This is a genomic window from Marivirga sp., from assembly GCF_024636815.1.
Taxonomy (GTDB): domain Bacteria; phylum Bacteroidota; class Bacteroidia; order Cytophagales; family Cyclobacteriaceae; genus Marivirga.
On record NZ_JAGXGF010000145.1, the window covers coordinates 1 to 15,231 of the forward strand.

The window sequence follows — 15,231 nt, forward strand, 5'->3', positions numbered from 1 at the left end:
CAATGAAACCCAGCTAGCACCGCCTGCGGTATTCACTAAGGCATTTAATAGCGGCCAGTCCGCTACAGCATCCGAACCATCCAACATCGCTTCAGTCTCTCTATTGGGCGAAGCTACAGAACCAGTATCTAAATGATCACGTCCTATCACGATTGGCGCCTTCACTTTTCCTTCTTTCACTAATTTATTAAATGCCAATCCAGCCTTTTCTCTTTCTCCCTGTCCTAGCCAACAAATTCGAGATGGTAGACCTTGAAAAGCAATTCTTTCTTGCGCCATATCCATCCAACGCATTAAAGATTCATTTTCTGGAAATAATTCTTTTATCACTCTATCAGTTTCGGCTATATCAGCTGGATCACCAGAAAGTGCAGCCCATCTAAAAGGGCCTTTACCTTCACAGAAAAGCGGACGAATGTAAGCCGGAACAAAGCCTGGAAAATCAAAAGCATTTTTCAATCCTTTCTCCTGAGCTCTTGCTCGAATGTTGTTTCCATAATCAAAAGTGATTGCTCCTGATTTTTGCAATTCCAACATCAGTTCTACGTGTCGGTACATAGATTCATAAGAAAGCTCTACATATTTGTCAGGATCTTGTTCCCGTAACACATTAGATTCTTCTAAGCTAATTTGATGAGGCACATAACCTATCAATGGGTCATGAGCAGATGTTTGATCGGTTAAAACATCCGGAATAACATTTCTTTCCTTCAGTCTTTCTAATAAATGTACCGCATTGCAAGGAACTCCAATAGAAACTCTTTCTTGATTCTTTTTAGCTTCCAGAGCTCTATCAATGGCAGCATCCATATCTTCTATGGATTCATCCAAATATTTGGTTTTGATTCTTTTATCAATCCTCCATTGTTCTACTTCGGCAACCAAACAAACACCATCATTCATGGTAACTGCTAATGGTTGAGCGCCTCCCATACCGCCTAGTCCAGCTGTAACAGTCATCGTTCCTTTCAAACTACCATTGAAATCCTTATTGGCTATGGCGGAGAAAGTTTCATAAGTACCTTGAACTATCCCTTGAGAACCAATATATATCCAGCTTCCTGCTGTCATCTGACCATACATCATCAAGCCTTTCTTCTCCAGTTCGTCAAAATGCTTCCAGTTTGCCCAATTGGGCACGAGTTGAGAATTAGAAATCAAAACCTTAGGCGCATCTTTATGAGTTTGCAAAATCCCAACGGGCTTACCGGATTGGACGATCAAAGTCTCATCCTCCTCTAAATCTTTCAGGGCTTTAATGATCAAATCAAGCGCTTCAAAATTCCTGGCAGCCTTACCTCTACCTCCATATACAATTAACTCCTCTGGCTTTTCTGCTACTTCAGGATCCAAATTATTCAAAAGCATGCGTAATGCAGCTTCTTGCACCCAGCCTTTACAGTTAAGTTGACTTCCTGTTGGGGTTTTATAAGTTTCCGGATTATATTTCTTTGTCGTTTCCATAGCTAATAGTTCTGTTCAATCTTTCTGAATGTGAAATAGCAGTAAATTCAACAAAAAGGCAAATTAGAATTGAATGTATTTAATTTTAATCGTTGGGATGAGTTTGATTTTCTATGTTAAAGAGTGGTTTCACTATCTTATCAATATGCTGGATTAAATCAAAACATATCTTTCTTAGAAAAGTGACACACTCTATGTTTATTGAAAAAAATCTTCTGTGCGTCATCCCTTTGAAGAAAGGGATCTAAACATTTTAACCAAAGGTTAAAATAGAAATTGCTGTTTTGCAGATGGTTAGTGGGCTATCAAACAAATAAACAGAGAAGGATAAAGCTCCTTAAGGTTATTGAAACTTCGTTTCAATAAGACAAGACCCCTGCCTCCGCAGGGGTGACGTTCTAATCTAACTCAGTAGATTTCTGAAAAATATAATTTTGAACCCTATATTAAGACAAAATATCCTTATCCACCTCTAATTCCACATAAGCTTTATCACACAATGCTCCTATGGGAGGTTGCATTTTGTTCACGCGAACAAATACTTTTAAGGCTGATTCATTTTCGGTTAGGATTTTCTTTCCAATATTAAAAGCTAGTGTTTCGAGTAGTTTAAGCGGTTTATTCATCACCTCTTCAGTAGTTTTGTAGAGGTTTTCGTAATTTAAAGTGCTTTCCAGATTATCATCCATCTGTTCAAATTCGGTTTCCACCACCAAATCAACTGTATAATGATTACCCAGTTTATTTTCCTCCACATAATAGCCATGATAGCCATAAAATGCCATTCCGGACAACGCTACTTTTCCTTTCATAAATACCTATTGAAAATGTTTAGTCTGCTGTAATTTCATCAAAGAAGGAAGTGTCTTCTCCACCATCTTGTTTTTTATTCTTTTTCTCCTTAGCAGGCTCTTCCTTTTTAGTTGGTGTTTCAGCAGCTGGGGCCTTTACTTCCTCATCTGGTATTGGTTTGGATTTAAGCTCCTCCAATTCGTATCCATCAGCATTTTGGATTTTCTTTACTGCTTTTCTGGCTCTTTTAAGGTGAGTTTCAATATCCACATGTTGCATGCGGTCTTCAATTTTCTTCACTTTATCATTTAAGCCTGTACTTAAATTTTTAAGTTCCTCAGCCACATTATCTTTGTGATTTTCTAATTGCTTAAACCCATCTGCCACTTCTTTCAATTCATCCTCCATTTCTTCGAGGATAGTTTGAGCTTTATGATTGGCGTCTTCCACTATATCCTTGGCTCTCTGCTGAGCATCAGATAATAATTTATCAGCCTTCATTTGTGTTTCTTTCAAATGCAACTCGGCAGATCTATTAGCCTGTGTAATTACATTGGCACCCGTATCTTCTGCAGTTTTTAAGGTTTTATAAAGAGAACTTTCCACCTGACGAAGCTTTTCTACTTCCTTTTCAGCAGTTTCCAGTTTCAATTTCATCTCCTTTTGCATATCCATTTCCCGCTCCCATTCATGAGAAAGGGAAGCTAAAAATGCTTTGACATCATCTTTATCGTAGCCTCTAAAGCCTTTTTCAAATTCTTTTTGTCGTATTTCTAAAGGAGTAATTTTCATTTTATCGTAAATTGATTAATTATATAACGCATCTGACCAGGAAATGTCTTAATGCTAAGCAAAGTATTTCACTTTTTCAAGATATAAATATACAGCCTTATTTTTTATTATGCATTTGTATGTCCCAAATTGATATAGTATGGTCATCACTTGCACTTACCAATCGATCTTCATAATCCATCCAAAGTAATTTGTTTACAGAAGTGGCATGACCTGCATGTCGGGCTTTATCAATGACTTTCAACAACCTAAAAGTTTTTGCATCCCAAATTTTTATACTCTTATCCATACTGCAAGTTGCAAAATACTTTCCGTCTGGTCTGAAACTTATGTTATTGATGGCATACATATGTGCCACTATAGTTTCCAGCAAAATATAATCACTTTTAACATCCCAAATTTTCAAATGTGCATCTCTACCTGAACTTAACAAAAGATTTCCATCAAATGAATATTGCAGTGTAAATACTGAATTATCATGAGCTTTTATCTCTTTTTTTAAACGCCAATCGGAAGTTGAAATTATCTTTATAGTATTATCACTAAACCCAATAGCTATTTCCTCCATATTCGGATGAACTGCTATGGTTCTTGCACTTTTATCACTCAATTGTAATTTAGCAATCGTACTCAAATTATTCAAATCAGATAAAACCAATTGACCGTCTGCACAAGCCGTTAAAATGATATTTCCTACAACTTTAATATCAAAAATAGCTCCATCCGTAATTTTAGCGGACTTCAACTCCTGTTTTTCTTCCACGTCCACCAGATGTATGCCTTCATAATTATGCCCGACTATCAATCTATTATTTTCTTTCAAAAAATGTAGAGCATAAACAGAATTTTGCACCTTAGCCACCATAGTCCCCAATTCAGGATCTTTCAAATCCCAAAGCGCCACCATTCCATCTCCACCAGCAGAAAAAAACAAATGACTTTCACTTGCAGGTTCCACTACATATAAGCAATCTTTGTGTCCTGTTAGGCTTTGAATTTTTTCTACATTAATTTTAGGCATACTGTAAAGTTAAACGATGGCATTAGAATTTATTAAGCAAATCAACGAGAATATTCATCTGGCTGTTTGGAAAATCGAAGAGGATTTAGATTTTTACCTCAAAAATGTCCAGCTCAGTGCAATAGATGAAAATATATTAGCAGAAACAACACATCCTGAAAAGAAATTGGAATTCATGGCGGGAAGAATGCTTTGTAAAACTGTTTTGCATGAGTTGAAAATTTCTGACCAACCTATTTTTAGAAATGAATATGGTAAACCACAAATTCCCAATTCAGAATATGATATCTCTCTTTCTCATACAGAAAATTGTATAGCTTTGACCATTGGTTATCAAATGGATGTAGGCATAGATATTGAAAAACCTAAAGCCAAAATGGCTATAGTTGCACCCAGGCTTTATACCGAGGAAGAAATGGCCTATTGCCAAGAAAATCTCGTTTATTTTTCTAAAGTCTGGTCTGCAAAAGAAGTTCTATACAAACTTTTTATGAAAAGGGAATTGGATTTTAGAGATCATTTGAGCGTTAAACCAGAGAATAAGGACTGGACGCTTATGACGGGTACTATTCAAAAAGAAGGATTTCATCAAAGCTATCAATTGGCTTTTTATGAGTTGGAGGAATATTTTATTTGTTTGAATGTGACTTGATAAAATATTTCCGCGAAGATGTTTAAACACAAAGTTTCCGCAAAGGTAAAATATTATTATTTCTCTAAAAGATAGGTTTTCTAAATCATAAATTGTGGAGGAGCTATGTTTACACTCAGGAAAAGTAAGTACCTAATATTAATAATATTCAGGATAATTCATAGTGAAATTAATGTCCTCTATGGATAAATGACTCTTTGTGCTATCAAACTGCAGTTTATTTAATGGCCCAATTACTTCGTCATTACTTAATTTAATAATAAAAAAATTCGTGATTGAACTGTCTATTTTGTAGCCTTCTTCGAACCCTGCCGTTGGATGCTGTTTTGCAACGATAAATTCATCATTAAATCCAACAGAAAAAATGTAAGGAGGAGTCATTGCTTCACAACCTGTCGGGCATTCTTTTGACGTTTTTCGAATCACTTGTGATTCTTGAAGATCAATCCATGAAAGAATATAATTATCAGTAATAGTATCGGACCCACTGTCAAAAATTCCAAAACAACCTGAAATTCCCAATGTGCAAATTAAAACAATTAAAATTACTCTTAACTTATAAATATACACCATGTAATTTGAAGGTAAAATACGTACTATTACTAGCTAAATAAATTTAACCGTAACCAAGAGTTATGTTAAAATTACTTTATTCAGTTTGAGCTTTACCTACAACCCTAAAGCGTCAAAATCAATCCCACCAGAGACTTCGACCAACAATTCTTTTACCTCTTCTGATCTATGGTGTTCTCCTAGTTTTTCGAATGCCATTATTAAATTTCGCAACACTCTTTTAATGATGTCTTCATTGGAGCATGGTTCATAATAAATTGGTTTGGGAGTTAGATTCAAATTGGACAAATAGTTGTCAATATCTTTTTTAGAGAAAATCAATCCTCTATTAAAAGCATTGACATAAAACTGAATCTCCTCACTTTTATAAGTGATAATAAACAAATTAGGCAAATTAACTCCGTAGATAGGTAAACCAAGTTTTTCAGCTACCAACATATAAACCACAGATAACGAAATGGGATTTCCCTTTTTGCTTTCTAAGACCGATTTTAAAAATGAATTATTGGGTGAATGGAAGTTCTTGGTATTAGCCCTAAATTTTAATTTAGTAAAAAGTGCTCCATTAATAATTTTGATTTGGTCGTAAGGATGTAAATCTTCCTGTAACTCCACCCAAATATCATAGTAAATCTGGTCTATTTCCTTATTTAATTCATTGAGCTCTGTATCAGGATATTGATATAGAGAAATCAGCCACATGCCTTCTAATAAGCTTTCTCCACCTTTTTCTTTCCATCCTCTAAAACGCTCCTTTAGTTGGGTAAACTGAAGCGTATGAATCATATCCTCAATTTTCCTCTGAATATTAGGATCAAAGCTTTTTTCCCATTGTTCTTCCAGAAATGGGATTACATCACTACCTAAAGACATTATTTTCCCTTCTACATGACGATTTACTTCTTCATCTTCATCTTCCAAAAGGGAAACTAATGCCTTAAATTCATTTTTGTCTAATTCCAATATACCCTGATTTAGGTTTGAATTACGCCTACATTAAATGGTTTTTCAATAGGAGCATGATCTGCCGCCTCTATTCCCATCGAAATCACTTTACGAGTCTCCAAAGGATCGATTATTCCATCTACCCATAATCTTGAAGCCGCATAGTAGGGAGAAAGCTCTTCATTGTATTTATCAGTAATGTCTTTCAACATTTTTTCCTGATCTTCCTCAGATATTTTTTCTCCTTTTGCTTTCAAGGTAGCAACTTTTATTTGTAATAAAGTTTTAGCAGCTGCCGCTCCACTCATTACCGCAATTTGTGCTGTTGGCCAGGCATAAATTAATCGTGGATCGTAAGCTTTACCACACATGGCATAATTACCTGCTCCATAGGAATTACCGATAACAATAGTAAATTTCGGCACAACAGAATTTGCCATGGCATTCACCATTTTAGCACCGTCTTTAATAATGCCTCCATGTTCAGATTTACTCCCAATCATAAATCCACTTACATCTTGCAAGAATACCAAAGGAATTTTGCGTTGATTGCAATTCATGATAAAACGAGCAGCTTTATCAGCAGAATCAGAGTAAATTACTCCTCCCATCTGCATTTCACCTTTTTTGGTTTTCACCACCTTTCTTTGGTTGGCTACAATCCCTACTGCCCAACCGTCAATTCTAGCGGTTCCGCAGATAATGGATTTTCCGTAAAGGGCTTTATATTCGTCAAATTCTGACTTATCGACTAATCTTTCAATGATATCTTTAGTATCGTAAGGTTTTACTCTATCATTAGGAAGTATGCCGTATATTTCTTTTTCATCTTTTGCCGGAACTGCAGGTTCTTCTCTACTAAATCCTGCTTTTTCGAAACTCCCTATTTTATTGAATATTCTTCGAATATCGTTCAGACAATCCTTATCCGTTTCATGCTTATTATCAGTCACACCAGAAATTTCGCAATGAGTGCTTGCTCCGCCAAGTGTTTCATTATCAATACTTTCTCCAATTGCAGCTTTTACCAAATAAGAACCGGCTAAAAATATAGAACCTGTTTTATTCACTATCATAGCCTCATCTGCCATAATAGGTAAATAAGCTCCACCAGCCACGCAACTGCCCATAATAGCAGCTACTTGAATAATCCCCATAGAGGACATTTTAGCATTATTTCTAAATTGTCTCCCGAAGTGTTCTTTATCAGGGAAAATTTCATTTTGCATAGGTAAGAAAACTCCTGCACTATCTACTAAGTAAATAACAGGTAAACGATTTTCCATTGCCACTTCCTGTGCTCTTAAGTTCTTTTTGGCAGTCATAGGGAACCATGCACCAGCTTTCACAGTAGCATCATTTGCTACTACAACAACTTGTCTTCCTTCCACATATCCGATTCCTGTTACAACTCCAGCAGAGGGACAACCACCAACATCTTCATACATGCCATCAGCAGCAAAAGCACCTATTTCAAGGAATTCAGAATCGTCATCTAGTAAATAATCGATGCGTTCTCTAGCGGTTAATTTTCCTTTATCGTGCTGAGAGGCTATTTTTTTTTCTCCTCCTCCTAAATATACTTTTTCTAGTTTGTGTTTTAGTTTATCTACCTCTTGTTTGTTGAGATCTTCGTTTTTATTAAATGCGATATCCATTGAGTCGTTTCCTGGTATATTTAATAATTAATTGAGTGTTTCCGTTATTTCTTATCCTTGTCCCTATCCTTATCCTTTCTTCCGAATAAAGAGAAATGTACATATTTTTTAGGCTGATCTTTCATATCAATTAGCAAAGCATCCAAATCAACTAAGGTTTGATTCAAATTCAAATATAAAGAATCATCATTTAAAAGTTTATCCACAGTTCCTTCTCCATTTTGCATAGCTGCAACAGTATTATTGATGGTAATTAAGGTAGTATCCAGTCTATTGACTACTTTAGCTAACTCTAATGCGTTCACTGAATCAGCAATTCCATTTGTTTTCTGAAGAAGCGCTTTTAGACCATTTTTTTCATCTGCTAAGGTGGATGATATTTTTTCAAAATCATCAATTACAGCATTAATGGTCGCTTGCTTTTCAGAGATTTTCGCTAAATTTTTGGTAGTTATCTCTATATTCAACATTATATTCTGAATTGCTTCTTCGTTTTTAGAGATATTAGCTAAAATAGCATTTAAATGTTGACCAACAGAATCTACGGTTTTCAAAACAGGATAAGCTTGTTCTTGAATTTGAGCAGATAAAGAAGGCTCAATATCTCCTTTGACCTCACTTCCTTCCGGCAAAGGGTTAGTTACTTTGTTTCTTTGAATAACAATGGTTTGTGAGCCCAAAATATCAGAAGCTAAAAGAGCAACAGACTCTTTACCTAGTGTAATATCCTCTCTCACTTCAAAATAAACTTTTAATTTATTATCCTGCTCCTGAAGAATTTCAATTTTACTCACTCTCCCTACTGATAATCCACTTAAAAGCACAGGATTTGCCGCTGTTAAACCATTTACTTCTTTATAAACAGCATAATATTCATTAGTAGGATTAAAAAAATCTATCCCCTTAAGAAAGTTAAATCCAAAATAAAATATGACGATTGATACAATTGCCAAGAAGGCAACTTTAATTTCTTTAGCTATTTTCAAAGTTGTATAATTTTAGTTCATTGATTCAATTTCGACTTTATAATCTCTCACTGCACGAAAGATTCCAGATGCTATATACGTTTGCCCGAGCTCATCGTTCAAATATCTTTCTTCTTTTGGATTACTAAGGAAGCCAGTCTCTATTAGTACACTAGGCATTGAGCTCTTAAATAGGACTACAAACCCAGCTTGTTTAACACCTCTACTATGACGACCCACTCTCTTATCAAACTGATATTCAACCTTTTCGGCTAATTTCAAACTATTTGATAAATATGCATTCTGATATAGAGAGAAAAGAATATGTGAAGCCGGATCATTTGGATCAAAACCCTCATATTTTTCTTCATAATTTTCCTCCATCAAAATTACTGAATTTTCTCTTTTAGCCACATTTAGATTCGTTTCAGATTTATGAAGTCCCATTATCCATGTTTCCGTGCCGTGTACTTTATCACTATAATCTACTGCATTGCAATGAATAGATAAAAATAGGTCGGCACCATTTTTGTTTGCGATGTTCGAGCGTTCATCTAGCTCAATAAAATTATCATTAGTTCTAGTATAAATGACTTCAACATCAGGTAAATATTCTTTAATAATCTCACCTAGTTCTAAGGCTATTTCCAAAGCTATGTCTTTTTCTTTTGACATTACGCCTCGTGTACCACTATCTTTGCCACCATGTCCAGCATCTATCACAACCTTATCAACTTTATATGACGGTTTGTTAAGATTTGTGAATGAGCCAAGGACCATCAAAAGCGTAAGTGTAAAAAGGATGGTAATATTTTTCACAATCTTTCGGTTGTTAAATTTGAAAAGTATAATTTTACACAAAGATTGCAAAAAAACATCAAATCGGAAAAATCCACAGAATAATTTGAGGCGGTATATTTTAAGTATTTTCATAATTGTTGCACCATTTTTCGGTTTTGCTCAAGAAGCTGATTCTGTAATTCAGAAATCTGACTCTTCTCAGATCCTTACTGATTCTACTTCCTCAACCCTTGCAGATTCAAAAATAACAGCATCTACTGACTCTGTTAAAGTTAAAAAGAAAGGTGATATAGAAACCACTGTCAATTACAATGCCAAGGACTCTATAAACTTTAACTTAAAAACACAGGACATCATTATGTATAAAGATGCTCATGTGGATTATGGTGATATAAAGTTAGATGCAGACAAAATTAAAGTAAACTATAACACAAAAATTTTAGATGCCAGCGGGCTAAAAGATACTACTGATAAAATAACGGGCAAACCTGTGTTTACAGATAAAGGCCAAGTTTATCAAACGGATCAAATTGTCTATAATTTTGACACAAAAAAAGCGATCATTAAAGGAGTGGTTACCCAGCAAGGTGAGGCTTTTATGCATTCAAATTGGACAAAAAAGAATGAAAAAGATGAAATGTTTAGTGACCATGCTTTATACACTACCTGTAATTTAGAACATCCGCACTTTGGAATTGCAGCCAATAAAATCAAACTAATTCCCGGAGACAAAATTTTAGCCGGACCTTTTAATTTAGAAATCACAGAACTTCCTACTCCCTTTTTATTTCCTTTCGGGATGTTTCCAATGCCTAATAATAAAACATCTGGAATACTATTTCCAACTTATGGTGAAGAAAATAGAAGAGGATTCTTCTTAAGAGATGGTGGATATTACTGGGCAATTAATGAATATGCTGACATGGCCATCCGAGGTGAAATTTATTCTAAAGGAAGTTATGGTGTTTCTGTAGCTTCTAATTATAAAAAGCGCTATAGTTATAACGGAAACCTGAGTATCCGATTCAATCAACAACGTGTTGGTGAAACAGAGGCAGATTCAGCAATTTCTAGAGATTTTTGGGTGCAATGGTCACACCGCCCTGAATCAAAAGGAACTGGACGATTTTCTGCCTCAGTAAATGGTGGTACTTCTTCCTTTAATCAAAACAACCCTACTCAAAATTATCAACAACAGGTAAATGCGAATTTCAATTCCAATATATCCTATTCCAATGTAATTCAAGGCACCCCTTTCAATTATGCTATAAGTGCAAGACATAATCAAAATATTAGAACCAACGAAATTGATATTCTATTGCCAGAAGTTGCTTTAAACATGAACAGACAATATCCTTTTAAGGCTGTGAATGTAAAAGGCTTAGATTGGTTATCAAAGATGAACTACTCTTATAACTTTACTTCAACCAACAGAATAACAAATAATATCGGCAGAGTAGGGCCAGAAGCACGAAAAGATAGTATAGCAGATTTTAGTCAAGAGAACCTTCCTTATTTATTGGAAAGAGCAAATAATGGAGGTCGTCATAGAATACCGGTTTCAACATCATTTAATCTTTTGAAATTCATTACGGCTAGTCCTAGTTTTAATTATGATGAAGTTTGGTACTTAAGAGAACTTAATCATCGTTACAGCGACTCCTTGAATACCGTAGTGATTGACACTCTGAATACTTTTAGCAGGTCATCTTCATACAGTGCAGGAATTGGCTTTACTACTCGGCTTTATGGTACTATCTATCCTAAAAATGGACCAGTAAAAGCAGTACGTCATATCATGACACCCTCCGTAAACTTAAACTGGAGACCGGATTTTGGAGATGAGCAATATGGTATATATAAAGAAGTTCAAACGGATTCATTGGGTAACACCCGAATTTTTTCAAAATATGAAGGCTTTGTTTATGGTAGTCCGGGCAGAGGTAAATCAGGAACAATCGGAATATCATTAGCCAACACAATAGAAATGAAGATTAAAAAGAAAAATGACACTTCTGATTTACCTACTAAAGTAAAAATATTTGATAACCTTTCATTTTCTACAAGTTATAATATTATCGCTGATTCTTTTCGACTTGCTCCAATTTCCATCAATGCCAGAACTAATCTATTCAATGGAAAATTAGATGTCAACCTTCAAACAGGAATTGATCCATACGTTATGGTTCTGGATAGTATTACCATGAGAAAAGATGGAACTGAACAGGTATATCAAAGAAAAATAGATCAATATGCATGGGAAGGTGGTCAAGGAATAGGTCGGTTAACGACTGCTAATGTGGCATTATCAACTAATTTAAATCCTGCAGGAAAAAAGAGTGATGATGAAAATAGAAATAGTCTAGAAGATCAAGCAAGGCAAGCCGGAGCTTCTGAAGATCAAGTTCAAGCACTTGCTAATAATCCAGATATGTATGTCGATTTTGACGTTCCTTGGAATTTAAGAGTTCGATATAACATCAGATGGAGCAAACAAGGTTTTGAGGAAGCTACGATTCAACAAACCATGAATTTTAGTGGTGACATCAATTTTACTGAAAACTGGAAAGTTGGGTTTACTTCAGGTTACGATTTCCAGAGAGAAGACTTTACACAAACCTCTATCAATATTTTCAGAAACCTACATTGCTGGCAAATAAATGCAAACTGGGTTCCATTTGGTAGATTTCAATCCTTTAGCGTAGATATTGGAGTAAAAGCTTCTATCCTTCAGGATTTAAAATTAAACAGACGAAGAAGCTGGTGGGATAATTAATTACGAATTATGAATTTCTTAATGTACGAATTAAAACCGTATAAAATAAGTAGTATAAATTACAAATCACAAAATAAGAATTAGTTTTCGATGGCTTGGAGGTGGTAGTTTAACAGATTATCAGTGCATCTATCCAAGATATTAAATACATTCTGAAAACCTTCATTTCCACCATAGTATGGATCGGGAACGTCAGTGCCATGCAAACTTGAATCAGTTTCAAAATCTCTCATTAATTGGACTTTATGTAAATGCTCTTCAGAGGTAGCTTGACCAATTATCCTCATTTTATTAGCATTATCCATGACCAGAATATGGTCGAATCTATTGAAATCAGCAGCCTCAAATTGTCTTGCTCTTTGTTTTAGCTCCAAACCATTTTTATTTGCATTTTCGCTTGTCCTTTCATCAGGTAATTCTCCGATATGATAATCTGCAGTACCACATGAATCAATTTTGAATTGTTCCTCTACACCTAATTTTACTATCTTATTGGTCATTAATCCTTCTGCCAATGGTGAACGACAGATGTTTCCCAAACACACGAAAAGTATTTTCTTCATTTTTGCAAAATGGTTTTAAACCCTAAACTAATAAATGATGAGAACAATAAGAACCTTTTATTGATAAAAGCCTGCTTAGATTCATATATTAATCTCTTTAACAAAGCTCTTTTCTCCATTTTATTTTCAATCATTTCAAAAGCTTTAAGACAAATTTTTAAGGTTGAACTCAATTGTTTATTTCCTTTTTTATACTGATTAGTTGATAAAGAATTAGATAATTTCCTTTTCTCAACCAAAATTTTATCGGCATAAGTAAATGGATGAAAGCGAGAAAGCCTCAGCATTACATCAAAATCCTCATAAGCCAATTCTTCATCATAGCCCCCTACTTTTCTGAGAAAAGAAGCTCTAAACATTAAAGTTGGTGGACAAATAAAGTAGCGCTCTAAGATCTGAGTAAACAATTCTCCTTCTGACACATCTTTCAAAGACTTACCGCTCTTACTTACAGCATAATGAGACTTTATATATAAACCTTTTTCATCAATATAATTAGCATTAGTGAAATTTACAGCAGCCTCTTTATAGGTTTCCATATTTTTCACTCCTTCCTCTACCCGATTGGGTAACAAAATATCATCTGCTGCTAAATCAATTATATAATCTGCATTAATTAATTCTAATGCAGAATTAAATGCTTTACAATTACCGACATTTTTCTCAAAAAAAAGAGTCTTAATATTAATATCAGAATGAAGTTTTACAAAGCTTGTAATTTTTTGGATACTGTTGTCATTCGAATCATCATCAACTACTATTAATTCAGTCGGATAAGTTTGGGCCAAAACAGACTTCATTGCCTCTTCAACATATTTTTCATGATTAAAGCACAAACAAATTACTACAACTTTAACGGGCATTTCTTAAACCTTTTACACCAATAAGAGAAACAATTATTGAATAACAAATAAATCGAATGACGTGCGCATAAACCAATATTTCGATCCCTATATCAGACTTCATAACAATTAAAGTTACAAATATTACTGCACTTATTAATTCGGTGATGATATAAGTCTTGGTTTTAACTGCAGCAATCAAATAAATTGAAAAAGGAAATGCTAAAAAAGCAAAAATATCTCCTATGATTTGAAATTCAAAAAGATTGCTTGCTTCCAAATACTGAACATCATATAAAGTCTTTAGAATGAATTCATTAAACTGATAGACAAAAAAGAGAAAAACAAAGGAAAATATCAGATAAGATAAATAATATTTCTTCAAATTACCAAGGTTTAAATTAGAGCTTGCTAATTTCTTAGAAATCATGGGATATAAGGTCAAAAATAAAAAGCTAATCACGAGCCCTCTATAGCCTTCTGAAATCCGTACAACAGACTGCCATAATCCAGTTTGGATCGTGCCAAATTCTTGAATGGAAAATTCACGAATATAATAACTAACCCATTTACTACTTACCCAAATCGTTAGAGCCATGATAAGAAACTGCTTGAAATGGTCTAATACTCTTTTATCAATTTGAAAATTGAATTTTAGATATGAATAAACTGGAATAAGGAAAAGGATAGAAAAAAGTGATTGTAAGCATAACCAGAAAATTAAGAATTGATTAAGTTCTAGATCAAAATATAAAACTGAAAGAATAAATATCAGCCATTGAATCGAAAGAATAATGGAATATAGTTTTAGTTTCTTTTGAATTACATATATAGCCGAAACTATCAAGCCAAAACAAAAAAGAAATATGGAAGGAATAATCAACAGCCAATTTTGCAGACTAAAAGAAAAATAACTTTGCTTAAACTGATTGCTAATCAATAAAACAAGACCAGTTGATAAAGCTAAAAGAGCTAATATAATAATAGCAGCACCCACTACCTGGATCTTTTGTAATGATTTCTTGGGAAAAGCATTTATCAAGCCATTGGCAACGGCATCTTGAATGGGCTGAGTAAACAATGATACAAGATTTTGAAAATGACTAAAAAGTGTAGTTCCTGCAGGTCCATAAAAAATGGCTACTAACTTTTGAGCTCCAAAACCAGCACCAGTACGAATTACTAATAGGAGACCACTCCAAATGCTATGATGATATTTATTCCAATACCTTAGCATTCAAAATTAGTGATTTCGAAATGTAAGCTGCATATCAATTTCTTATGGAAAGCAAAAAGTGGGAAACCCAATGTTTCTTCCATCAATTGAGAAGAGATTTCCTCTGAAATTTGATAGTTTTGCCTCATAGAGGTAAAAATACTTTTTATG

The 15,231-nt window shown here is 34.3% G+C and carries 14 protein-coding genes; 2 read left to right on the forward strand and 12 right to left on the reverse strand.

The window, feature by feature from the left end; genetic code table 11:
- From hutU to Q0L29_RS10835, 4 genes are all read right to left on the reverse strand, one after another.
- Positions 1-1,464 (reverse strand): urocanate hydratase (gene hutU / locus Q0L29_RS10820; protein WP_296621567.1); only part of this gene is annotated, 1,464 nt, incomplete at its 3' end.
- Between the two features lie 446 nt (positions 1,465-1,910).
- A complete protein-coding gene (folB, locus tag Q0L29_RS10825; RefSeq protein ID WP_296621568.1) occupies positions 1,911-2,276 on the reverse strand; it encodes a dihydroneopterin aldolase in 366 nt (121 codons plus the stop codon).
- Between the two features lie 19 nt (positions 2,277-2,295).
- Positions 2,296-3,048, reverse strand: a complete 753-nt coding sequence (locus Q0L29_RS10830; protein WP_296621569.1) for a DivIVA domain-containing protein — start codon at positions 3,046-3,048, stop codon at positions 2,296-2,298.
- A 97-nt stretch (positions 3,049-3,145) separates the two neighbouring features.
- A complete protein-coding gene (locus Q0L29_RS10835; protein WP_296621570.1) occupies positions 3,146-4,069 on the reverse strand; it encodes a WD40 repeat domain-containing protein in 924 nt (307 codons plus the stop codon).
- A gap of 16 nt (positions 4,070-4,085) precedes the next feature.
- Here Q0L29_RS10835 and Q0L29_RS10840 point away from each other — a divergent pair, with 16 nt between their 5' ends.
- The gene (locus Q0L29_RS10840; RefSeq protein ID WP_296621571.1) at positions 4,086-4,721 is read left to right on the forward strand and encodes a 4'-phosphopantetheinyl transferase superfamily protein; all 636 of its coding nucleotides are present in this window, start codon (positions 4,086-4,088) and stop codon (positions 4,719-4,721) included.
- A 138-nt stretch (positions 4,722-4,859) separates the two neighbouring features.
- Here the strand turns inward: Q0L29_RS10840 and Q0L29_RS10845 are convergent, their stop codons facing one another.
- The 5 genes from Q0L29_RS10845 to Q0L29_RS10865 form a co-directional block, all read right to left on the reverse strand.
- On the reverse strand, positions 4,860-5,294 hold the full coding sequence (locus Q0L29_RS10845; RefSeq protein WP_296621572.1) for a DUF3997 domain-containing protein: 435 nt from the start codon (positions 5,292-5,294) through the stop codon (positions 4,860-4,862).
- Positions 5,295-5,390: 96 nt separating this feature from the next.
- Positions 5,391-6,257 carry a transglutaminase-like domain-containing protein gene (locus Q0L29_RS10850; protein WP_296621573.1) on the reverse strand — a complete coding sequence of 289 codons (867 nt, stop codon included), beginning with the start codon at positions 6,255-6,257 and terminating at the stop codon, positions 5,391-5,393.
- 11 nt (positions 6,258-6,268) lie between these two features.
- Positions 6,269-7,897 carry an acyl-CoA carboxylase subunit beta gene (locus Q0L29_RS10855; RefSeq protein WP_296621574.1) on the reverse strand — a complete coding sequence of 543 codons (1,629 nt, stop codon included), beginning with the start codon at positions 7,895-7,897 and terminating at the stop codon, positions 6,269-6,271.
- Positions 7,898-7,941: 44 nt separating this feature from the next.
- Complete coding sequence (locus Q0L29_RS10860) at positions 7,942-8,883, reverse strand: MlaD family protein (protein ID WP_296621575.1); 942 nt, start codon at positions 8,881-8,883, stop codon at positions 7,942-7,944.
- 12 nt (positions 8,884-8,895) lie between these two features.
- On the reverse strand, positions 8,896-9,642 hold the full coding sequence (locus Q0L29_RS10865) for an N-acetylmuramoyl-L-alanine amidase (RefSeq protein ID WP_296621600.1): 747 nt from the start codon (positions 9,640-9,642) through the stop codon (positions 8,896-8,898).
- 58 nt (positions 9,643-9,700) lie between these two features.
- Between Q0L29_RS10865 and Q0L29_RS10870 the strand changes: the two genes are divergently transcribed.
- Positions 9,701-12,439 carry a putative LPS assembly protein LptD gene (locus tag Q0L29_RS10870; protein WP_296621576.1) on the forward strand — a complete coding sequence of 913 codons (2,739 nt, stop codon included), beginning with the start codon at positions 9,701-9,703 and terminating at the stop codon, positions 12,437-12,439.
- A gap of 80 nt (positions 12,440-12,519) precedes the next feature.
- Here the strand turns inward: Q0L29_RS10870 and Q0L29_RS10875 are convergent, their stop codons facing one another.
- Genes Q0L29_RS10875 through Q0L29_RS10885 form a run of 3 tightly spaced genes read right to left on the reverse strand, consistent with a single transcriptional unit; the run spans position 12,520 to position 15,081 of the window.
- Positions 12,520-13,002: a low molecular weight protein-tyrosine-phosphatase gene (locus tag Q0L29_RS10875; RefSeq protein ID WP_296621577.1), complete on the reverse strand. Its 483-nt coding sequence runs from the start codon at positions 13,000-13,002 to the stop codon at positions 12,520-12,522.
- The gene (locus Q0L29_RS10880) at positions 12,999-13,865 is read right to left on the reverse strand and encodes a glycosyltransferase (RefSeq protein WP_296621578.1); all 867 of its coding nucleotides are present in this window, start codon (positions 13,863-13,865) and stop codon (positions 12,999-13,001) included. Before Q0L29_RS10880 ends, Q0L29_RS10875 begins: the two co-directional genes overlap by 4 nt.
- Entirely contained in the window at positions 13,855-15,081 is a 1,227-nt protein-coding gene (locus Q0L29_RS10885; RefSeq protein ID WP_296621579.1) for a hypothetical protein, read from the reverse strand. The genes Q0L29_RS10880 and Q0L29_RS10885 overlap by 11 nt, the downstream gene beginning before the upstream one ends.
- Positions 15,082-15,231 lie beyond the last annotated feature (150 nt).

What these genes read in the sequence shown, in the direction of transcription:
- folB (WP_296621568.1), bottom strand. Translation starts at nt 2,276, where the DNA reads ATGAAAGGAAAAGTAGCGTTGTCCGGAATGGCATTTTATGGCTATCAT.
- Q0L29_RS10830 (WP_296621569.1), bottom strand. Translation starts at nt 3,048, where the DNA reads ATGAAAATTACTCCTTTAGAAATACGACAAAAAGAATTTGAAAAAGGC.
- Q0L29_RS10835 (WP_296621570.1), bottom strand. Translation starts at nt 4,069, where the DNA reads ATGCCTAAAATTAATGTAGAAAAAATTCAAAGCCTAACAGGACACAAA.
- Q0L29_RS10840 (WP_296621571.1), top strand. Translation starts at nt 4,086, where the DNA reads ATGGCATTAGAATTTATTAAGCAAATCAACGAGAATATTCATCTGGCT.
- Q0L29_RS10845 (WP_296621572.1), bottom strand. Translation starts at nt 5,294, where the DNA reads ATGGTGTATATTTATAAGTTAAGAGTAATTTTAATTGTTTTAATTTGC.
- Q0L29_RS10855 (WP_296621574.1), bottom strand. Translation starts at nt 7,897, where the DNA reads ATGGATATCGCATTTAATAAAAACGAAGATCTCAACAAACAAGAGGTA.
- Q0L29_RS10865 (WP_296621600.1), bottom strand. Translation starts at nt 9,642, where the DNA reads ATGGTCCTTGGCTCATTCACAAATCTTAACAAACCGTCATATAAAGTT.
- Q0L29_RS10875 (WP_296621577.1), bottom strand. Translation starts at nt 13,002, where the DNA reads ATGAAGAAAATACTTTTCGTGTGTTTGGGAAACATCTGTCGTTCACCA.
- Q0L29_RS10880 (WP_296621578.1), bottom strand. Translation starts at nt 13,865, where the DNA reads ATGCCCGTTAAAGTTGTAGTAATTTGTTTGTGCTTTAATCATGAAAAA.
- Q0L29_RS10885 (WP_296621579.1), bottom strand. Translation starts at nt 15,081, where the DNA reads ATGCTAAGGTATTGGAATAAATATCATCATAGCATTTGGAGTGGTCTC.